Raw genomic sequence first — 19,726 nt, forward strand, 5'->3', positions numbered from 1 at the left:
TCTCTCCCGGGATCAGCGGTGGGTGGGGCCCGCGATCCTCAAAATTCTCGTCGCTTGGTTCCTGCCCATACCGGCGACGTGGTGCGCGCGGCTCTGGGCAGGCCTAGAAAGTGAGGGAAAGCCCGGGCGTAGCCCGGACTTCCGTTCGTTTCGTTCTACTCGGCGGCAGCCGGCGGAAGCTGCGGACGCTCCTGGGGAGGAGCTTCCTGCGCGACTTCCGCGACGGGCCCATCGGAATTGAGCAGCTCGACGTTGAGGCCGAGCGCGCGCATTTCCTTGACCAAGACGTTGAAGCTTTCCGGCACGCCGGCCTCGAATGCGTCGTCGCCGCGGACGATGGCTTCGTAGACCTTGGTGCGGCCTGCGACGTCGTCCGATTTGACGGTGAGCATTTCCTGCAGCGTGTAGGCGGCGCCGTACGCTTCGAGCGCCCAGACCTCCATTTCGCCGAAACGCTGACCACCGAACTGGGCCTTACCACCCAGCGGCTGCTGGGTGACGAGGCTGTACGGGCCGATCGAGCGGGCATGGATCTTGTCGTCGACAAGATGGTGCAGCTTCAGCACGTACTTGTAGCCGACGGTGACCTGGCGATCGAACTGCTCGCCCGTGCGGCCGTCAAAGAGACGAACCTGGCCCGAGCTGTCGAAGCCTGCGGCCTCCAGCATCTCGACGATGTCGGCTTCCTTGGCGCCGTCGAACACGGGCGTTGCGATGGGCACGCCCTTGGTCAGCTTCTCGGCGGCCGTCGCCAGGTCGTTGTCCTTGATGGACGACTTGATGACATCCTTGCCGTATATCTTTTCCATCTCCTGGCGAAGCTGCTCGGCCTTGCCGGACGCATGGAACTCCTTCAGCGCCTCGTCGATGATGCGGCCGAGACCGCGGCACGCCCAACCGAGGTGCGTTTCCAAGATCTGTCCGACGTTCATGCGCGACGGCACGCCGAGCGGGTTCAGCACCACGTCGACATGCGTGCCGTCCTCGAGGAACGGCATGTCCTCGCACGGCACGATGAGCGAGACGACGCCCTTGTTGCCGTGACGGCCGGCCATCTTGTCGCCCGGCTGGATCTTGCGCTTCACGGCGACGAAGACCTTGACCATCTTCATCACGCCCGGCGGCAGCTCGTCGCCGCGCTGGAGCTTGTCGACCTTGTCGACGAAGCGGCGCTCAAGGCTCTTCTTGGCCTCTTCGTACTGCTTGTTGATGGCTTCGAGCTCGGCCTGGGCCTTCTCGTCCTTGAGGCCGATTTCCCACCACTGGCTGCGCGGGATGTCGGCGAGCGTCGGCTCGTCGAGCTCGGTGCCCTTGCGGGCGCCCTTCGGGCCCTTGGACACTTCCTTGCCCATCAGCGAGTCCTTCAGACGCGCATAGACGTTGCGGTCCAGGATCTGCAGCTCGTCGTCGCGGTCCTTGGCGAGACGCTCGATCTCCTCGCGCTCGATGGCCATCGCACGCTCGTCCTTGTCGACGCCGTGACGATTGAAGACGCGAACTTCGACGATGGTGCCCGAAACGCCCGGCGGCAGGCGCAGAGACGTGTCGCGCACGTCGGAGGCCTTTTCGCCGAAGATGGCGCGCAGGAGCTTTTCTTCCGGCGTCATCGGGCTCTCGCCCTTCGGCGTGATCTTGCCGACGAGGATGTCGCCCGGGTTCACTTCGGCGCCGATGTAGACGATGCCGGCTTCGTCGAGGTTCTTCAGCGCTTCTTCCGAGACGTTCGGAATGTCGCGCGTGATTTCTTCCGGCCCGAGCTTGGTGTCGCGGGCCATGACCTCGAATTCCTCGATGTGGATCGAGGTGAAGACGTCGTCGTACACGACGCGCTCGGAGAGGAGGATGGAGTCCTCGAAGTTGTAGCCCATCCACGGCATGAACGCGACGAGCACGTTCTTGCCGAGCGCCAGATCGCCGAGGTCCGTCGAGGGACCGTCGGCCACGATTTCACCGGCCTCGACGCGGTCGCCGACGTTGATCAGCGGGCGCTGGTTGATGCAGGTGTTCTGGTTCGAGCGCTGGAACTTGCGCAGGCGGTAGATGTCGACGCCCGGCTTCGACGGATCGGTCTCGTCGGTTGCGCGGATAACGATACGCGTCGCGTCCACCTGGTCGACGATGCCGGCGCGGCGGGCCGCGATGGCGGCGCCCGAGTCACGCGCGACAACCTCTTCCATGCCGGTGCCGACGAGCGGAGCTTCCGCCTTCACAAGGGGAACCGCCTGGCGCTGCATGTTCGAGCCCATGAGGGCGCGGTTGGCGTCGTCGTTCTCGAGGAACGGGATGAGCGCCGCCGCGACGGACACGAGCTGCTTGGGCGAGACGTCGATGTAGTCGACGCGGTCCACCGGCACGAGCATCACGTCGCCCTGATAGCGAACGGTGACGAGATCCTCGGTCAGGTTGCCCTTGGCGTCGATGTCGGCGTTGGCCTGGGCGACGTGGTGGCGCATCTCTTCCATGGCGGAGAGATAGACCACCGTGTCGGTGACCTTGCCGTCCTTCACCTTGCGGTAGGGGCTCTCGATGAAGCCGTACTTGTTCACGCGCGCGAAGGTCGCGAGCGAGTTGATGAGGCCGATGTTCGGGCCCTCCGGCGTCTCAATCGGGCAGATGCGGCCGTAGTGCGTGGGATGCACGTCGCGGACTTCGAAGCCCGCGCGCTCACGCGTGAGGCCGCCCGGCCCGAGCGCCGAGAGACGACGCTTGTGCGTGATCTCGGAGAGCGGGTTGGTCTGGTCCATGAACTGCGAGAGCTGCGAGGAGCCGAAGAACTCGCGCACGGCGGCGGCCGCGGGCTTGGCGTTGATCAGGTCCTGCGGCATGACCGTGTCGATTTCGACCGAGCTCATGCGCTCCTTGATGGCGCGCTCCATGCGGAGCAGGCCGACGCGGTACTGGTTCTCCATCAGCTCGCCGACCGAGCGGACGCGGCGGTTGCCGAGATGGTCGATGTCGTCGATCTCGCCGCGGCCGTCGCGCAGGTCGACCAGCGTCTTGATGACGGCGAGGATGTCCTCGCGGCGCAGGACGCGCATCGTGTCGGGCGCGTCGAGCTCAAGACGCATGTTCATCTTGACGCGGCCGACAGCCGACAGGTCGTAGCGCTCGCTGTCGAAGAACAGCGAGTGGAACAGGTTCGTGGCCGCTTCGATGGTCGGCGGCTCGCCCGGGCGCATGACCCGGTAGATGTCCATCAGCGCTTCATCGCCGTTCGAGTTCTTGTCGATGTTCAGCGTGTTGCGGATGAACGGGCCGATGTTGACGTGATCGATGTCGAGGACGTGGAATTCCTTGACCTTCTGATCCTTCAGCTCGGCAAGCAGCTTCGCGTCCAGCTCTGCGCCGGCTTCGGCGAAGATCTGGCCGGTTTCGAGGTCGACGATGTCCTCGGCAATGTAGCGCCCGGCGAGGTCCTCGGACGACACGAGCACTTCCTTGAGGCCGTTCTCGGCCAGCTCGCGCGCGCGGCGTGCCGTAACCTTTTCACCGGCCTTGGCGACCACGTCGCCGGACTTCGCGTCCATCAGGTCCGCGAGCGGGGTCATGCCGCGCATCTTGTCGGACATGAACGGCATCTTCCAGCCGCGCTTCGATTCCTTGATCGGAATCATCTTGTAGAACGTCGAGAGGATCGTCTCGTCGTCGAGGCCGAGCGCGTACAGCAGCGTCGTCACCGGCAGCTTGCGGCGGCGATCGATGCGCACATAGACGTTGTCCTTGGCGTCGAACTCGAAGTCGAGCCAGGAGCCGCGATACGGAATGATGCGAGCCGCAAACAACAGCTTGCCCGAGGCATGCGTACGGCCGCGGTCGTGATCGAAGAACACGCCCGGCGAACGGTGCATCTGCGAGACGATGACGCGCTCGGTGCCGTTGATGACGAAGGTGCCGTTGAGCGTCATGAGCGGCATGTCGCCCATGTAGACGTCCTGCTCCTTGACGTCCTTGATCGACTTCGAGCCGGTCTCTTCGTTGACATCGAACACGATCAGGCGAAGCTTGACCTTGAGCGGCGCCGAGAAGGTCATGTCGCGCTGCATGCACTCGTCGACGTCGTACTTCGGCGGCTCGAAGTCATAGCGCACGAACTCGAGCGTCGCGCGGCCCGAGAAGTCGGAGATCGGGAACACGGACTTGAAGACGGCCTGCAGGCCGTGGTCGGCGGAGCGGCCGCCAGCCGGCTCCTTGACCATCAGGAAGTCGTCGTAGGAACTCTTCTGGACCTCGATGAGGTTCGGCATTTCCGCCACTTCGCGGATGTGACCGAACTGCTTACGAATCCGCTTACGGCCGTTGAAGGTCTCAGCCATGTCCGCTCCTCATCTCGTCGGGGTTGCGCCGGGGGAGCGCACCACTCGCCATATTTTGCCAGCGCCGAGGTCGCCATCCCCCGCACTTCGTCTTTGAACTCTCTAAACGGCTCGCCGGAGGGCCTGTTCGCGGGGTTTTGACCCGCTCGAGACCCTCCGGTGAACCGTCCACACGCCCGCTTCGCGGGTAGGCCGTCTGACGCCCGCTTCGCGGGCACAAACTTTGCCTGCCTCCGGCAGGACTCAGCAGGTCGCAGGCAACAGGCAGCAGGAGCGATCCTGTTGCCCGCTGCCTGTTGCCCATTGCCTTACTTCAGCTCGACGACCGCGCCCTGGTCCTCAAGCTGCTTCTTGAGCTTTGCAGCTTCGTCCTTGGAAACGCCTTCCTTCACGGTCTTGCCGCCGGCCTCAACGAGGTCCTTGGCTTCCTTGAGGCCGAGGCCCGTGATGGCGCGCACTTCCTTGATGACGTTGATCTTCTTGTCGCCGCCCGACTTCAGGATGACGGTGAACTCGGTCTGCTCTTCAACAGCGGCAGCAGCGCCACCAGCGGGGGCAGCAGCAACAGCCACAGCAGCAGCAGCCGAAACGCCCCACTTCTCTTCGAGAAGCTTGGCGAGTTCAGCTGCTTCGAGAACGGTCAGCTTCGACAGGTCGTCTACAATCTTTGCGAGATCCGACATTGTATATAGTCCTTCCGGTTTAGCCTTTGAGAGAGGCGCTTTGTCCCAGCCTTCGCGCGGCTCGGGAGACGCCGTTTTCAGAGTTGTTGCGCACGCAATTGCGTACGCGGCACGTCCACGGTTGCGTTATGCAGCTTCGCCCTGGGATGCCTTGGCCTGAATGACGCGCGCGAGCTTTGCGCCGGGTTCTGCGACCGTGCGGGCGATCTTCGTCGCCGGCGCGTTCAACAGTCCGATCAGCTTGGCTCTCAGCTCATCAAGCGAGGGCAATTCGGCGAGTGCTTTGACGCCGTTCGCGTCAAGGATGGAGGCGCCCATCGCGCCGCCGAGGATCACGAGCTTTTCGTTTTCCTTGGCGTACTTGACGGCGATCCGAGCTGCGGCGATCGGATCCTTCGAATAGGCCAACACGGTCGGCCCTGCGAAGAGATCGGCGATGCCTTCAGCTTTGGTGTCCTTGAGCGCGAGCTTCACCAGACGGTTCTTGGCCACTTTGACAGACCCGCCAGCTTCTTTGATGCGCTTGCGGAATTCTGCTGCCTGTGCGGCCACCATGCCGGTGTTGTGGGCAACGACAACCACGCCCGTGTCTTTCAACACGTCGTGGAGGGACGTTACGAGCGCCTGTTTTGCGGCTCTATCCACTGCTCACTCCTGGTTGCGATCGAGGCTTTCGCCCCGTCGCGGGTTGCACCTGCCGCAGCTTTACTTCCCGGAGGAAGCCGGCTGCGACGCTCGTCCTGTCCGACCGCGCGCTCGTAAGTGCGGCACGGTGCTGACCCAGAAGGCTCATACCGGAAGCGGGCCCTAAAGCCTGAAATCCGGGTGGTCTCCCGTCTCATGCGGGCCCTCGTTCGAGAGGATTAAGCGTCACCGGAGAACCGGATCGGCGCCCATCAATCTTGGACAGGTCTCCAGCTTTCGAACCCCGAAAGGCCCTCGTGCCGGAGATCCGGTGCCGGGGACTTGCGCCCCGCGACACCGAATTCGTGTTCAACGCGCTTCGGCTCAGGCCGAGGGCGTTGCAGAAACGACAGTGCCGGTATCGATCCGGAGGCCGGGGCCCATGGTCGAGCTGAGCGACACCTTCTTGATGTACGTGCCCTTCGAACCGGCGGGCTTGGCCTTGGTCACGGCGTCGACGAACGCCTTGATGTTCTCGACGAGCGCCGTTTCCGTGAAGCTCGCCTTGCCGACGCCGGCGTGGACGATGCCAGCCTTCTCGACGCGGAACTCCACCGAGCCGCCCTTGGCGCCCTTGACGGCACCGACGACGTCCATGGTGACCGTGCCGACGCGCGGGTTCGGCATCAGGCCGCGCGGGCCGAGCACCTTACCGAGGCGGCCGACGAGGCCCATCATGTCAGGCGTCGCGATGCAGCGATCGAAGTTGATCGTGCCCTTCGAGACGATCTCGACCAGGTCTTCGGCGCCCACCACGTCGGCGCCAGCGGCCTTGGCTTCTTCAGCCTTGGCGCCACGTGCGAACACGGCAACGCGCGCGGTACGGCCCGAGCCGTTCGGCAGGTTGCAAACGCCGCGGACCATCTGGTCGGCGTGCTTCGGATCGACGCCCAGGTTCATCGCGACCTCGACGGTCTCGTCGAACTTCGCCTTGGCGCGCTCCTTGATGAGGCGCACGGCCTCGTCAACGGCGTAGGCCTTGTTGGCGTCGATGCCCCTCTGGACTTCGGCGTTGCGCTTGCCGCCGGCGAGACGGGCAGCCGCTGCCTTCTCGGCGTTGGCGCCGCTCTTGGTTGCTTCTTTTGCCATGTGACTACTCCACCACCTTGAGGCCCATCGAGCGGGCGGAGCCAGCGATCGTCTTAGTGGCCTGATCCAGATCGTCCGTGTTCATGTCCTTGATCTTCAGCTTCGCGATGTCGCGCAGCTGAGCCATGGTGATCGAACCGGCGACATCGCGGCCGGGGTTCTTCGAGCCCGAACCACCCTTGCCGGTCGCCTTCATGCCGGCGGCCTTCTTGATGAGGAAGGTTGCGGGCGGCGTGCGCATTTCGAACGTGAACGAGCGGTCCGAAAAGACCGTGATCTTCACCGGAATCGGAGTACCCTGCTCGATATCCTTCGTCTTGGCGTTGAAGGACTTGCAGAATTCCATGATGTTGACGCCGCGCTGGCCAAGCGCAGGGCCGATCGGCGGAGAGGGGTTAGCCGCTCCCGCCGGGACCTGAAGGTTGATGTAGCCGTCAATTTTCTTCGCCATCGTATCCCCTAAGTTTTCGAGGAAGCTTCTGCTTCCTCAGGGTTAGCGGTCAGCGGGCTTTTTCAGGGCCCTCCCGCGAAACCGGACATGGCTCGCCGCGTCAGCGGCAGATCCGTTGTCCGCAACCGGCGCCGAAGCGCCGGAAGTTCATAAATCCTATGCCGGCACCTTCTCGACCTGGCCGAACTCGAGTTCGACCGGTGTCTTGCGGCCGAAGATCGAAACGCCGACCTTGAGGCGAGAGCGCTCGCCATCGACCTCTTCGACTTCGCCCTGGAACGAGGCGAACGGCCCGTCCACGACTTTGACCTGCTCGCCGATCTCGTAAATGATCGAGGGCTTCGGACGCTCGACGCCTTCCTTCACCTGGTTGAGGATGCGCGCCGCCTCGTCGTCCGAGATCGCGATCGGCTTGTTGTCGGCTCCAAGGAAGCCGGTGACCTTCGGCGTGTTCTTGATGAGCACGAACGCGGCGTCCGACATCTCCATCCGAACGAGCACGTAGCCCGGCAGGAACTTCCGCTCCGCCTGGACCTTGCGGCCGCGCTTCACCTCGACGACCTCTTCGGTCGGCACGACGACTTCCTCGAACACGTTCTCAAGCCCAGCCGCCCGCGCACGCTCCTTGATGGCATCCGCCACCTTGCGTTCGAAGTTGGTGTAGGCGTGAACGATGTACCAGCGCTTGGCCATTCTCAAATCTTGTCCTTCGCCGCGAGGGCGATCGCGATCCGGTGCTCCTGCCACATCAGCGGCGGAGCCCAAGCACCATGTTGACCACATGCCCGAGGGCGAGATCCGTCATCAGAAAGAACATTGACGCCAAAGACACCATGATCAGGACCATGAGGGTGGTAACCCACACCTCTTTCCATGTCGGCCAGGTGACTTTGGAGACCTCCTGCCTTACCTCTTGCACAAATTCGAACGGATTGAACTTCGACATCAAAACCGCTTCCCGAGCGCCATGTGACAAATTGACGCACCCCAGTGTTAACTGGGGATTTGTCCTACGAGCTAGATCAGTGGCCCTTACTGATCCGCTCCGAAACCAGTGGCAGGGGAGGAGGGGCTCGAACCCCCAGCCTTCGGTTTTGGAGACCGACGCTCTACCAATTGAGCTACTCCCCTTCGCAATGACAATTGCGCGCCGTATCGACGCGAAAGGCGCACATGCCTAATGCGGGGGCGGCATCCTTAGCTGAACTTTTTCGGTTTGTCACCGCCTCGCGGCCACTTTCTTATGACACGCGCCGGGAAGATGCGAATTTCCGCCCCGCGGGCCCGCAGTCTCCGTGGACCGACGGACGCCCCCTGCCCCTATCCAGCGGCAATCAATTGATTTTTTCGACCACGACGGCCGTGCCGTAGGCCAATACCTCGGTAACTGCGGATGCGATCTCATTCGCATCGTAGCGCATGGCCAGCACGGCGTTCGCGCCGGCTTCCTCGGCGTGGGCCATCATCAGGTCGAAGGCTTCCTGCCGCGTCTGCTCGGCAAGCTTGGTGTAGACCGAGATGTTGCCGCCAAACAGAATCTGGATGGCGGCGCCGATATTGCCGACGACGCTGCGCGACCTAACCGTCAGCCCGCGCACGACGCCGATGTGGCGAACGATGCGATAGCCCTCGAGCCCATTGGTCGTGGTGACAATCATGATGCGCGCTCCCCCGGATGCAAACCGCGGAGACCCTGCCACGACGCGCGCGCTTCAGGAAGACTTCAGGCTAGGGAACCGGACGCGCGGCAGCGCTGTCCGCAGAATGGCGTCCAACGCTCAGCGGCAGCGAGCAAGAAATTGGAGCGGGTGAAGGGAATCGAACCCTCGTATTCAGCTTGGAAGGCTGCTGCTCTACCATTGAGCTACACCCGCGACCCCGGCCGCGTGCAGATCGTTGCACGGCTGGCTGTGGGGCGCCCTTATAGGATCAAATCCGGACCAAGGGAAGCGCCCTCGCGGGCTCAACAGTCCGCGCGCCGATGTCGTCTGCGCACGCCGCGGCATAAGAAAACGCGCCACAAGAAAAAGGAGCGATTGCTCGCTCCTTCTCCTTGGATGCTCTGATTTGCGGCCCTCATCGGGGCTCTTGTTCCTGAACCACTGTCGCCGAGATGGACAATCTCGCGTTTCCCGGTGACGTTTCCTCGATGACGGTTGTTTTCGTCAGTGCCGGTTACTTCGCGAACTTGTAGTCCGGCGCCGACTCCAGCGATTCCTTCGAGCTGTTGATCGTGGCGCGCATCGCGCCATCCGCATCGCGGTTAAGCTGAAGCTCCGAGAAATCGACCGCGACCAGCTTTTCGCCGATGCCGAGGAAACCGCCGACGCCGATCACAGCGCTGGCGACCTTGCCGTCGGGACCGAGGATCAGATCGTTGATGTCGCCGACGCGTTCGTTGGCGCGGTTGTAGACGGCCATGCCGACCAGTTTCGACGAACGCCACTCATCGCCGGACTGCGTCGACGAGAAGTTGCTTGCGCTTTTTGTCGTGTCGGACGACGGAGCCGCTGCTGATGGCGACGGAGCGGGATCGGACGGAGCAGCGGTCGGAGCCGGCGAAGGCGACGGTGACGGCGAGGGCGAAGCAGCATCGGGTGCGCGCTCAGCGGGCGCGGGGGACGGCGCTGCAGGAGAATTTGCGTCCTGCGCCATTGCGGTCGCAGCGCCAATGGCGAGAGCGGCGGGCATACAGATTGCCGAGAGCAGCTTGGATTTCATCGATCGTCTCCTTGTTCATTTTCGCGATGAGGTTGATGAAGCAGGAGCGGCAGGCCCGAATTGGCCCAGCACTCACAGACACGCGCACACCTCACCGCATGCACTAAGCGAGCGTTCGCGCGCTTGGCGGACTAACGCGTGCTGCGGACCATGGTTCCCCCTGCGTAGCCCGCCGCATCGATCCGCTCAGATGAAACGTTGCTCCATAAGTCGTGCTATTGCTTCGTAATGCGTGCTCGAATGCACGCCGAACATTGCTGCGCACGCATGATGCTGGCTTCACAGATGATCAAGCCAGTTTCCACTGCGGAACTCCGCGCGACGATGGGCGTTGTTAGCGTTCGCGCTTACATCGCATTTGTGCGGTTGAACCGCCGGCACGCTTAAACTTGGCTGCACTTGGCTGCCGGTGCCCGCCGAACAGCTCCGGAGATTTCGCCATAATCTCGTTTGCTCTCGCGTTCATCGTCGTCATCGTGGCCTTCGCCGTGCTGGCGTGGTTCGTCTGGGTTGAGCGCGACTGAGCCCGACGAACGCATTGTTGACGCATGCTCACGCATGCATTGCATCCACGAGCACCGGGAACGCACGCCTGCACGCATAAGCACTGCACACACAATAATCGGGGTTTTCACAACTTGGATACGCTGCGCTACACGGCCGAACAGCGCCCCATCGCCCAAGGCGATCACGACCGCGCGTCACAGAGCGCGCACGCGCCCGCGCAGCCTCTCGACTACGCTTTGATCGGAAACGGGCGGATCGCCGCGCTGCTCGATCGGTCGGCGCGGATCGTGTGGTGGTGCTTTCCGCGTTTTGACGGCGATCCTGTTTTTTCGCGGCTTCTGTCCGGAGACGAAGAGAAGGGATTTTGCGACATCGTGGTCGAGGGCGCCGTGCGCACGCGCTCGGCCTATCTGCGCAACACCGCAATCGTCGAGACGCTGATCGAGGACGGTGACGGCAACGGCGTGCGCATCGTCGACTTCGCGCCCCGCTATCGGCTTTTCGAGCGGATGCTCCATCCGGCCCAGATCATTCGACGCATCGAGCCCATCGGCATGCCGCGCGTGCGCATCCGCGTGCGCCCGACGTTCAACTACGGCGATCCGAGATCGGCCCAGGTTGTCGGCTCCAATCACATCCGCTACAGCGGCGGCGGCCTGACGTTCCGGCTCACGACGGATGCGCCGCTCTCCTACATCGTGCATGAAACGGCGTTTGCGCTCGCGCGCCCCGTCACGCTCATTCTCGCGCCCGACGAGTCGCTCGAAGCGGCGCCCGATACCGTCTCGCGCGAGGCGCTGGAACGCACGCGTGCGTACTGGTTGAGCTGGGTGCGCGGTCTCGCCATTCCGCTCGACTGGCAGACCGACGTCATCCGCGCCGCCATCACGCTGCAGCTCTGCACGTTCGACGAGACCGGCGCCATCGTGGCGGCGCACACCACCTCAATTCCGGAAGCGCCGCACACGCAGCGGACGTGGGACTATCGCTACTGCTGGCTGCGGGACGCCTACTTCGTGATCATGGCCCTGAACCGGCTCGGCGCGACGCGGTCGATGGAGGCCTACCTCGATTACATCACAACGGTCGCCACCTCTTCGAACGGCGCGCTGCGGCCGGTTTACGGCATCGTGCACGATCAGCCGCTCGTCGAAAGGGTGGCCGAGCATCTGCCGGGATTTCTCGGCATGGGCCCCGTGCGCGTCGGCAATCAGGCCGCCGAGCAGATCCAGCACGATTCCTATGGCAGCGTGATCCTCGGCGTGGCGCAGATGTTCATCGACCAGCGGCTGCCGCGCATGGGCGACGAGGCGCTTTATCGGCGGCTCGAAAACCTCGGCCATCAGGCGCTGCGCTTCTATCTCGAACCGGACGCGGGCATCTGGGAATATCGCGGCCGCAAGCGCATCCACACCCATTCGGCGACGATGTGCTGGGTGTCGCTCGACAGACTGGCGCGGATTGCAGCTCTGCTCGGGCTCGCGGCCGATGCCGAGCGCTGGCGGGGGCACGCCGACGCCATCCGGCGCGAGATCCTCACGCGGTCCTGGAGCTCCAAGCTCGGCGCCATCGCGGGCGCGCTCGACCAGCATGAGCTGGATGCAAGTGTGCTGCTGCTGCCCGAGCTTGGGTTGCTGTCGCCCACCGATCCGCGCTTCCTCAAGACGCTGGACGTCATCGGAGCGCAGCTCGGCCGCAATGGCTTCATGCTTCGCTATGACAACGACGATTTCGGCGCGCCGGAGACGTCGTTCCTGGCGTGCCAGTTCTGGTACATCGACGCGCTGGCCGCCGCCGGCCGCGTCGAGCAGGCGCGCGACCTTCTCGACGAACTGCTGTCACGGCGCAATGCGTTCGGCCTCCTGTCGGAAGACATCCATCCCGTCACGGGGCAGTTGTGGGGGAATCTTCCGCAGACGTACTCGATGGCGGGGATTGTCAACTCCTGCATGAACCTGTCGCGCAATTGGACGGAGGCCTGGCCGCGCGCGGCGCATGGGCCGGAACCGGGGTCCGACTTCCGCGTTGATACGGAATAGTGACATCTCTCGCCGTCCACCGTCCTGTTTTCACCGACCCCGTTTCCACCGACGAGGGCCCTTAGCCATGAAGGTGCTGACCGTCGGCGGCGCCATGATCGACACCATTGCGATCATCGAGAACTCCGCCATCGAACGCATGTCGCTGCTCAATGCGGGAACGTCGTTTCTGCTGCTTGAGGACGGCCGCAAGACCGAGGCGATCGACATCTCCATGCACTGCGGCGGCGGGGCGGTGAACACGGCAATCTCGTTCGCACGCCTCGGATTCGACTGCGCCGCGCTGATCAAGATCGGCGACGACCGGCGCGGCGAGCAGATTATGGCGAGCCTGGCCGAAGAGGGCATCTCCGCTCAGTGGGCGATCCGGGACGAGCGCGCGCCGACCGGGTCGTCGGTGCTGGTGTCGTCGCACGATCGCAATGCGGGCGTGTTCACCTTTCGCGGCGCGAACACGCTGCTCGAGCCCGAGGACATCGACGAGCGGGCATTCGCGGTCGATCTCGTCTACATCGCGAACCTCTCCAACGAAGCGGCCCGCTGCTTTCCCTTGCTGGTGGAGACGGCGCGGGCGGCGCAGGCGCGCGTGGCGGTCAACCCCGGCACGCGCCAGCTTCATGCGCACGGCAGAGCCTTCCGCGACGCGCTGCCGGAGATCGGCATTCTCTCCCTCAATCGCCACGAGGCCGAAGACGTGCTGGCGCTGCTCGACCACGACATTCCAGACGACCACGAACCGCTGCCGTTTCCCCACGATCTTCACCCGCCCGCACTCGCGCAGCGGGGCTTCAAAGCGCATGGTCGCACCGTTGCCGTTCGCGCGTTCTTTCGCGCGCTCGTGGGGGAAGGCGTGGACAGCGTGGTCGTGACCGATGGCATGGACGGCGCGTTCGCGGCGTCCCAGGGGCGGATGATCTACTGCCCGGCCGTCGAGACCGAGGTGCAGGGCACGGCGGGCGCGGGCGACGCGTTCGGGTCCACGTTCGCGGGCTACACCGCGCTTGGGGCCGAGCCCGATTTCGCGCTCCGCGCCGCCGCCCACAATGCGGCCAGCGTGCTTGGCTTTATCGATACGAGCAGCGGGCTGCTCGCACGCCACGACCTCAATCAGCGGCTCGCGGACGCCGGATCGCCCCCAGTCGTGATCGGATGGCCTCTGTGAACGCGGGTCACGGCCACATCCGCGTCACGTTCGGCAGCGAAGAGCAGGCGAACGATCCCCCTGAGCGGCGCTCACGACCGGCGATGAGCGGCGTTTCGTGCCGCGCGCGGCTGTAAAATACAACAACGAGAGCGACATGGTTGCGGAAACGACAGCGCCGATTTCACCTCGCCTCAGCGCGTGCACCAACTTCATGCTGGGCAACCCGAGGGCGTGCGCGCTGTTTCTCGACGTCGATGGCACACTGCTGGATCTCGCGCCGACGCCTGAACTCGTTCGCGTACCCGATGGCCTCGTCCCGCTTCTGCAACGCCTTCATCACAGCCTCGACGGCGCCGTCGCCATCATCACCGGGCGTATTCTGGGCGACATCGACCACATCCTGCGCCCCGTCCGGTTGGCGGGCTCGGGCGTTCACGGCGCGGAGCTGCGCATCGGTCCGGACGCCGAAATCGAGCGGGTGAAGGCGCGGCTGCCCGACGATCTGCTGGACCAGATGCGCGCGCTGGCGGACGCTCAGCCAGGCGTCATCGTCGAGCCCAAGGGCCCCGGACTTGCCGTCCACTACCGCCTCGCACCCAGCGCGGAGCCTTTCGTGCTCGCCGCGCTCCAGGCGTCGCTCGACCGGCATGCAGGCACATTCGAAATTCTACGCGGCAAGAAGCTGTTCGAGATCGTGCCGTCGGGTCTCTCGAAGGGCACTGCGCTCGCGGCCCTCGCGAAGCTGCCCGCCTTCCGGAACCGCGTTCCGATCATGATCGGCGACGATATCGGAGACGAGGCGGCGTTTTCCGTGGCGGAGGGCATGAAGGGGTTCGCCTTGCGCGTCGCGGGCGAGCACTACAGCGACGACCGCGCCGACTTCGCCGGTCCCCGTGCCGTCGGGCGCTGGCTGGAGCAGCTCGCTCACCGGCTCGCGGTGCTCGAGCAGACGCAAACGCGGCACTAGGGCTCATCTCACGAAAAGGTCCACCCCACGAAAAAAGGCCTGCCCGAGTTCTCGGACAGGCCCTGTTGTCGGATCTTCATCGCCCCTAGTGGCGGTGGTGACGATGATGGTGGTGGTGGTGATGATGGTGGCGGTAGCCGCGGCCGATGTACAAATTCACGCCCGGGCCATAGCCGTAGTAGCCGTACCGGCGCTGCGCGCCGCCGTGGCACCACTTCTTGCCCGACCTTGCGCGATGGCAGTGGCGGTAGGGACGGTAGTCCACGGACTGGAGGTTGGCGCGCTCGGTCGTAACGGCGTTTTGCACTGGGCCTACGGGCGCCGCATTCGCGACGCCGGCAAACTGCAGCGCGGCTGCAGCGATGACAGCCGCGAGGATCGTCGCTTTGGTCTTCATCAAGTCGTTTCTCCACATTAATCCGCGTGATCTGATGCCATAATGCACTGCGTAGCCCTTTGGTTCCACTAACGAATCCCCTCAGGATGGGCCGTCCACTGATGACGGGAGGGGGATAGCGCGGCAATCCGTTCGAACATTGACCGATATTGGGGTGCACTTTAGGAAAGGTGCATACGCAATCGCCGCCCGGGGGCGGCTTTTGGGGAGCTGAACGTTGAGGGGACTTTTCGGCTTCGGCCGTTTGGCGCTTTGCCTGGCGTCCGCTGGCGTGCTGCTGGTGGGGCAACCTTCCCGCGCCGACGACGGGTATCGCCTGCTCGCGCTCGACGGCCGCAATGCCGTCCGCTGGCGGATGCCGGCGCAGGGGGTGCCCGCGAAGATCACCTATGCCTTCCTGACGGCGCCCGCCTCGTTCGCTGGCGCGCGGAACTGCGGCGACATGCTGCCGCCCGGCGCGGCGCTCGGCCCATCCAAGATCCCGCACGAGGACTTTCGGCGCGAGGTTCGCGCTGCCTTCACGGTTTGGGAGCAGGCCGCCAACATCGTGTTCGAGGAGACACCCTCAGTCGCGGAGGCCGGCATCTTGATCGGCGCCGACGCCAAGCCGCGCGGCCGCGCTTTCACCAACGTCGCGCTCACGGCCTCCGAGACGCGGCCAGCGGGCCGAGTGGGCGACATCCGCCAGTCGCTCATCTGCCTCAACCCTCACCAGCCCTGGAAGATCGGGTTCGACGGCAATCTCGACGTCTACGACCTGCGGTTCACGATGACGCACGAAATCGGGCATGCGATCGGCCTCGACCATCCGGGGCCGGAGGGGCAGTTGATGTCGTTTCGCTATGTCGAGAAGTCACGAGACCTGCAGGCGGGCGACGTTGCGGGCGCAGCCGCGCTCTACGGCCGCAAGGGATCTGCGGCAGGCCCGCAGCTCGAGTTTGGCGCGGCGCTTGGGACGTCGAAACGCGCCGAGGGCGAGATGCAGAACGGCGCCTCGCGCCCGAACGGCACGCTCGGGCTGTCGGATGCGACGCAGCCCTGACTGATGAGCCGGATACGTCAGCGGCGGCACCCCGAGGGCGCCGCCGCGTTATACTTGCGAAGCATCGACGATCTCTCGCGCTATTTCCCGAGCGGCATGTTGAGCTGCAGGCGGCCCGACCAGGTGTCCGTCGCGGTCGCCGCGCCGGTTTCGACGCCGCCCGTCGCCTGCCAGTTGACGCCGTCCTTCTTGCCGACGGCGACGCCCGCCTCAGCCTTCCACTGCAAGTCGGGCACGACGGACGTGCCCGGGTTCAGGGCCGACATTTCGTCGAACGACAGAAACCCGCCGGCTGCGATGCGCGGCTCGATGTAGGTTTCGCTATTGATATCGAAGCGGCGCTTCAGTTCCGGCACGACATCGAGCCGGCCTGTGCCCACAGCCGCGTGCGATCCTTCCGGCACCCCACTCGACGATCGTACGGGCGTGTCCTCGACATAGCTGAGCCCGACCTTCGGCGTTACATCCCAGCCGCCGTACTGGCGCGTGCCGCGAATGGTACCGCGCAGCAGGCTGCGGTCGGCTGACGCGGTATCGACGGCGATGCCATGTGGCAGGTTCTGCGTCGTGCCCCAGGCGGCGCGCCCGTCGAAGATGATGCCCGGTCCGAACCGCACGCTGACATAGGGGCCCGCCATCCAGCCGCTGGCCGATGCCTTGTTTTCCGTACCGAGCGCTTCCCCGGTCTGGTCGAACTGCGCCAGCGCGCCGAGCATGATGTCCGGGCCGACCATGTACTTGCTGCCGAAGTACATGACGCTGAAGTTGCCGTCGGACTCGCGCGTCTGGAAGCTGCCGGTGTCGTAGTTCATGTAGCGGCCTTCGAACCAGAAATCGAGAATGCCGGGGTCTTTCTTGCCGCCGGGGTTCATGGCCGACAGCAGCTCCGAAACACTGACGGACGCCGTCACCTCTTTCGGGATCTCGCCGTTGGCGCTCGCGGCGCCGGGTGCCTCGAGCGGCTTGGGATCGCCGGCCGGGCGATCGATGCGAATGCGGTCGGGATCGCGTCCGGCGAGAAACGCCTTGCGGCGCTCGAGCAGTGCGCGTTCGTTGGCGGCACCTGTGATGGAGGTGCAGCGTGCGCCGAGGCTCGCGCCCGCGTCGTCGTCCGCATCGATGTGGAATCCGTAGCTCGCCGTGCGAGGCGCGACGAACACGACCGATATCGAGCGGCCCGAATGCAGCACGCGCGCCGCGTCGCCTTCGCTGTGCACGCTGAGCGCCGCCTTGCCTTTGGTCGTGATCGTGAGGGTCAGCGTCTCGCCCTCGTCGAGGCGCACTTCGCGCACCGTGCCGCGTCCGGCCGTCACGGAGGCATTCAGTCTGCCCTTGTTCGCCGCATCACACCCGGCACTGACATAAGCCTGCGCCTCGCTCGGTCCCGCGATCAGGACACCACACACACCTGACAACACCACGCCGAGAACGGCGCGGCCTGGAACGATTTGCTGCATCGCCCGCTCGCCTCCTTCCTGTTTCGATTTTCACGCCCGATCAATGTGTTCCATGACGCGGAAAAGGGACCAAAGCGTGACCCGCCGCAGCGCATCGTGTGCAGCGCATTGGCGCACATGCCCCGCGCCTCCCGAGAACACTGGCCCAACGGGCGCGTATTTTTTTCGCAGACGGTTCGACTTTTCAGGGACGTTCGGCGTTCTCACTGGATTGAGCCTTTCGGCGCCCGCGTCCGCGCGATCCCCGGGGCGCTGTGCCCCCCTCCAACACATCTTCCACCCGTCATCACATCTTACACGTTGCAGAGGATGCCGCTTTGCCAGTCATCACCGAACATGGCGCCAAGACGCTGCCGAGCGTCGAAGTCGACAGCTACAATCTCGAAATCCGCGACGAGGAAGGGTTTGTCGGCGACCGGGCCAGCCGCGGCGCATTCAATGCCATCATCGAGGAGTGGCGCGAGCCGCTGCGCAAGCTCGGCGCGGATCCGCTCGGCGACGAAGCGATCGAGGACATCAGCAAGAAGCAGCTCGACGCGCTGCTGGCCGGAGACGACCACGAGGCGGCCGGGCTGATCCACAGCGCCATCGAAGCCTTCGCCCAGGAACTTGCCCACGTGATCCGGCGCTTTCTTAAAAGCGCGAGCTGGCGCGATACGGAAGCGATCGTCATCGGCGGCGGCTTCCGCCAGAGCCGGGTCGGGGAACTGGCCGTCGGGCGAACGGCGGTGCTTCTCAAATCCGGAGGCGTGGACATCGAACTGCATCTGATCAAGAACCACCCCGACGAAGCGGGCCTGCTCGGCGCGGCGCATCTGATGCCGTCCTGGACGCTCGAAGGCTTCGATGGAATTCTCGCCGTCGACATCGGCGGCACCAACATCCGCACCGGCCTCGTCGAGTTGAACCTCAAGAAGTCGTCCAAGCTCGAAAAGGCACAGGTGTGGAAATCCGAGCTGTGGCGGCATGGCGACGAGAAGACCAAGCGTGACGAAGCGGTCGAGCGGATGACGGACATGCTGAAGGATCTGCTCAAGCAGGCTGCGAAGGCAAAGATCAATCTGGCCCCGGTTATCGGGGTCGGGTGTCCCGGGCTGATCGACGCCGACGGCTCCATCGAGACCGGCGCGCAGAACCTCCCCGGCAACTGGGAGAGCAAAGGCTTCAATCTGCCGGCCGCGATCCGCGAGGCCATCCCGGAGATCGGAAAGCACGAGACGGCCGTCGTGATGCACAACGATGCGGTGGTGCAGGGCCTCAGCGAGTTGCCCATCATGCGCACCTATGAGCATTGGGGCGCGCTCACCATCGGCACGGGCCTCGGCAACGTGCGCTTCACGACGCGCAGCAAGCGCTGAACATAGGCTGCACGCCTCCGGTCGCGCCTGTTTCGGTGTCCGTTCGATGTCCGGATGCTGCACCGCACGGAACCGCCAGCACGCCATCGCGTTATCGTCACGGCCCACTTGGCTGATGCAGCCAATTCGGCCGGAGACGATGATCGCGCCATGCAGAATATCGAACGCGTCTACATGCGGACGTTGCGCCAGATCTACGACACCGAAAAGCAATTGGTGGCTGCGACGGCGACGATCGCGGGCTCAGTCAGCGACGACAGGCTGGCGCGCGCCGCCCGCGAGATCGCGCGGCAATCTCAGGAGCAACTGAAGCGCATCGATCGGTTGTTCGCGGTGCTTTACCTTGAACCGCGACTGGAGGCCTCGTGGGTCACGACCGCGTTGCTGCGCGAAGCGTGGGAGTGCTGCTCGGGCGCTCACGAAGGCGGCACGCAGGGGTGCGCGGCTGCGCTGCTCGCGCTCAAGCGCTATGAAATCACGCTCTATGAAGCCCTGCTCAGATGGTCGGAGCAGTGCGAGATCGAAGAGGCGATCGGCGACATCCGCCGCAGCATTGCCGAGGAGCTCGTGCAGGCGAGCATTCTTTCTGATCTCGCGTTCGTCGAAGAGCGCGTCGCGCCCGCGCTGCCGCTAGTCGAGCAGGCGGCTCTGTCCTGACAGTATTTGATTTGCGAGTGAGTTTGCGCCGATGACGTAACGCGTCATGCGGGTCGGCCGGACACAACAAAGCCGGCCAATTTGGCCGGCTTTGTCGAGATAAACGGGCGGGCGGGCGGACGGGATCAGATCATTCCGAGAAGATGCAGAACGATCAAACCCGTGATCGGCACGCCCATGGCCCAGAGGACGACATAGCGCATGTGAAGATCTTTCG

Annotated in this window: 18 protein-coding genes and 2 tRNA genes; 7 read left to right on the forward strand and 13 right to left on the reverse strand. The window is 64.4% G+C overall.

The window, feature by feature from the left end; genetic code table 11:
- Window positions 1-155: 155 nt before the first annotated feature.
- The 11 genes from rpoB to K2Y42_RS04420 form a co-directional block, all read right to left on the reverse strand.
- Window positions 156-4,313, reverse strand: coding sequence for a DNA-directed RNA polymerase subunit beta (gene rpoB, locus K2Y42_RS04370; RefSeq protein WP_291148899.1), 4,158 nt, complete (start codon window positions 4,311-4,313; stop codon window positions 156-158).
- Window positions 4,314-4,621: 308 nt separating this feature from the next.
- Window positions 4,622-4,996 carry a 50S ribosomal protein L7/L12 gene (rplL, locus tag K2Y42_RS04375; RefSeq protein WP_291148901.1) on the reverse strand — a complete coding sequence of 125 codons (375 nt, stop codon included), beginning with the start codon at window positions 4,994-4,996 and terminating at the stop codon, window positions 4,622-4,624.
- A 126-nt stretch (window positions 4,997-5,122) separates the two neighbouring features.
- Window positions 5,123-5,641, reverse strand: coding sequence for a 50S ribosomal protein L10 (rplJ, locus tag K2Y42_RS04380; RefSeq protein WP_291148903.1), 519 nt, complete (start codon window positions 5,639-5,641; stop codon window positions 5,123-5,125).
- A 363-nt stretch (window positions 5,642-6,004) separates the two neighbouring features.
- Window positions 6,005-6,769 carry a 50S ribosomal protein L1 gene (gene rplA / locus K2Y42_RS04385; RefSeq protein ID WP_291148905.1) on the reverse strand — a complete coding sequence of 255 codons (765 nt, stop codon included), beginning with the start codon at window positions 6,767-6,769 and terminating at the stop codon, window positions 6,005-6,007.
- Between the two features lie 4 nt (window positions 6,770-6,773).
- The gene (gene rplK / locus K2Y42_RS04390; protein ID WP_291148907.1) at window positions 6,774-7,220 is read right to left on the reverse strand and encodes a 50S ribosomal protein L11; all 447 of its coding nucleotides are present in this window, start codon (window positions 7,218-7,220) and stop codon (window positions 6,774-6,776) included.
- Between the two features lie 156 nt (window positions 7,221-7,376).
- Window positions 7,377-7,913 carry a transcription termination/antitermination protein NusG gene (nusG, locus tag K2Y42_RS04395; RefSeq protein WP_291148909.1) on the reverse strand — a complete coding sequence of 179 codons (537 nt, stop codon included), beginning with the start codon at window positions 7,911-7,913 and terminating at the stop codon, window positions 7,377-7,379.
- A 55-nt stretch (window positions 7,914-7,968) separates the two neighbouring features.
- Window positions 7,969-8,166 carry a preprotein translocase subunit SecE gene (gene secE / locus K2Y42_RS04400; protein ID WP_291148910.1) on the reverse strand — a complete coding sequence of 66 codons (198 nt, stop codon included), beginning with the start codon at window positions 8,164-8,166 and terminating at the stop codon, window positions 7,969-7,971.
- Between the two features lie 109 nt (window positions 8,167-8,275).
- Window positions 8,276-8,351, reverse strand: a tRNA-Trp gene (locus K2Y42_RS04405).
- A 203-nt stretch (window positions 8,352-8,554) separates the two neighbouring features.
- Window positions 8,555-8,878 (reverse strand): heavy metal-binding domain-containing protein, encoded by a 324-nt coding sequence (locus tag K2Y42_RS04410; protein WP_291148912.1) that lies wholly within the window; start codon window positions 8,876-8,878, stop codon window positions 8,555-8,557.
- 142 nt (window positions 8,879-9,020) lie between these two features.
- A tRNA-Gly gene (locus K2Y42_RS04415) sits at window positions 9,021-9,094 on the reverse strand.
- A gap of 301 nt (window positions 9,095-9,395) precedes the next feature.
- Window positions 9,396-9,941: a PRC-barrel domain-containing protein gene (locus tag K2Y42_RS04420; RefSeq protein ID WP_291148913.1), complete on the reverse strand. Its 546-nt coding sequence runs from the start codon at window positions 9,939-9,941 to the stop codon at window positions 9,396-9,398.
- Window positions 9,942-10,330: 389 nt separating this feature from the next.
- Here K2Y42_RS04420 and K2Y42_RS04425 point away from each other — a divergent pair, with 389 nt between their 5' ends.
- The 4 genes from K2Y42_RS04425 (at window position 10,331) to otsB (ending at window position 14,598) form a co-directional block, all read left to right on the forward strand.
- The gene (locus tag K2Y42_RS04425; protein WP_291148915.1) at window positions 10,331-10,465 is read left to right on the forward strand and encodes a hypothetical protein; all 135 of its coding nucleotides are present in this window, start codon (window positions 10,331-10,333) and stop codon (window positions 10,463-10,465) included.
- A 150-nt stretch (window positions 10,466-10,615) separates the two neighbouring features.
- Window positions 10,616-12,487 carry a glycoside hydrolase family 15 protein gene (locus tag K2Y42_RS04430; RefSeq protein WP_291150185.1) on the forward strand — a complete coding sequence of 624 codons (1,872 nt, stop codon included), beginning with the start codon at window positions 10,616-10,618 and terminating at the stop codon, window positions 12,485-12,487.
- A gap of 67 nt (window positions 12,488-12,554) precedes the next feature.
- Window positions 12,555-13,649, forward strand: a complete 1,095-nt coding sequence (locus K2Y42_RS04435) for a carbohydrate kinase family protein (protein WP_291148917.1) — start codon at window positions 12,555-12,557, stop codon at window positions 13,647-13,649.
- A gap of 136 nt (window positions 13,650-13,785) precedes the next feature.
- Window positions 13,786-14,598, forward strand: a complete 813-nt coding sequence (gene otsB, locus K2Y42_RS04440) for a trehalose-phosphatase (RefSeq protein ID WP_291148919.1) — start codon at window positions 13,786-13,788, stop codon at window positions 14,596-14,598.
- An 85-nt stretch (window positions 14,599-14,683) separates the two neighbouring features.
- Here the strand turns inward: otsB and K2Y42_RS04445 are convergent, their stop codons facing one another.
- A complete protein-coding gene (locus tag K2Y42_RS04445) occupies window positions 14,684-14,995 on the reverse strand; it encodes a hypothetical protein (protein ID WP_291148921.1) in 312 nt (103 codons plus the stop codon).
- A 217-nt stretch (window positions 14,996-15,212) separates the two neighbouring features.
- On the opposite strand from K2Y42_RS04445, the gene K2Y42_RS04450 reads away from it, so the two are divergent.
- On the forward strand, window positions 15,213-16,037 hold the full coding sequence (locus K2Y42_RS04450) for a matrixin family metalloprotease (protein ID WP_291148923.1): 825 nt from the start codon (window positions 15,213-15,215) through the stop codon (window positions 16,035-16,037).
- An 80-nt stretch (window positions 16,038-16,117) separates the two neighbouring features.
- Here the strand turns inward: K2Y42_RS04450 and K2Y42_RS04455 are convergent, their stop codons facing one another.
- Window positions 16,118-17,494, reverse strand: coding sequence for an autotransporter outer membrane beta-barrel domain-containing protein (locus K2Y42_RS04455; protein ID WP_291148925.1), 1,377 nt, complete (start codon window positions 17,492-17,494; stop codon window positions 16,118-16,120).
- A gap of 317 nt (window positions 17,495-17,811) precedes the next feature.
- On the opposite strand from K2Y42_RS04455, the gene K2Y42_RS04460 reads away from it, so the two are divergent.
- Window positions 17,812-18,852, forward strand: a complete 1,041-nt coding sequence (locus tag K2Y42_RS04460; protein ID WP_291148927.1) for an ROK family protein — start codon at window positions 17,812-17,814, stop codon at window positions 18,850-18,852.
- Between the two features lie 150 nt (window positions 18,853-19,002).
- Window positions 19,003-19,509 (forward strand): DUF892 family protein, encoded by a 507-nt coding sequence (locus tag K2Y42_RS04465; protein ID WP_291148929.1) that lies wholly within the window; start codon window positions 19,003-19,005, stop codon window positions 19,507-19,509.
- The last annotated feature ends 217 nt before the right edge of the window (window positions 19,510-19,726 follow it).

This window comes from Hyphomicrobium sp., assembly GCF_019744875.1.
Classification (GTDB): Bacteria; Pseudomonadota; Alphaproteobacteria; order Rhizobiales; family Hyphomicrobiaceae; genus Hyphomicrobium_C.

Coding starts and splice junctions, on each gene's coding strand:
- K2Y42_RS04420 (WP_291148913.1), bottom strand. CDS start 9,941: ATGAAATCCAAGCTGCTCTCGGCAATCTGTATGCCCGCCGCTCTCGCC.
- K2Y42_RS04455 (WP_291148925.1), bottom strand. CDS start 17,494: ATGCAGCAAATCGTTCCAGGCCGCGCCGTTCTCGGCGTGGTGTTGTCA.
- otsB (WP_291148919.1), top strand. CDS start 13,786: ATGGTTGCGGAAACGACAGCGCCGATTTCACCTCGCCTCAGCGCGTGC.
- K2Y42_RS04435 (WP_291148917.1), top strand. CDS start 12,555: ATGAAGGTGCTGACCGTCGGCGGCGCCATGATCGACACCATTGCGATC.
- nusG (WP_291148909.1), bottom strand. CDS start 7,913: ATGGCCAAGCGCTGGTACATCGTTCACGCCTACACCAACTTCGAACGC.
- rpoB (WP_291148899.1), bottom strand. CDS start 4,313: ATGGCTGAGACCTTCAACGGCCGTAAGCGGATTCGTAAGCAGTTCGGT.
- K2Y42_RS04445 (WP_291148921.1), bottom strand. CDS start 14,995: ATGAAGACCAAAGCGACGATCCTCGCGGCTGTCATCGCTGCAGCCGCG.
- K2Y42_RS04410 (WP_291148912.1), bottom strand. CDS start 8,878: ATGATTGTCACCACGACCAATGGGCTCGAGGGCTATCGCATCGTTCGC.
- rplA (WP_291148905.1), bottom strand. CDS start 6,769: ATGGCAAAAGAAGCAACCAAGAGCGGCGCCAACGCCGAGAAGGCAGCG.
- K2Y42_RS04465 (WP_291148929.1), top strand. CDS start 19,003: ATGCAGAATATCGAACGCGTCTACATGCGGACGTTGCGCCAGATCTAC.
- rplK (WP_291148907.1), bottom strand. CDS start 7,220: ATGGCGAAGAAAATTGACGGCTACATCAACCTTCAGGTCCCGGCGGGA.
- rplL (WP_291148901.1), bottom strand. CDS start 4,996: ATGTCGGATCTCGCAAAGATTGTAGACGACCTGTCGAAGCTGACCGTT.
- secE (WP_291148910.1), bottom strand. CDS start 8,166: ATGTCGAAGTTCAATCCGTTCGAATTTGTGCAAGAGGTAAGGCAGGAG.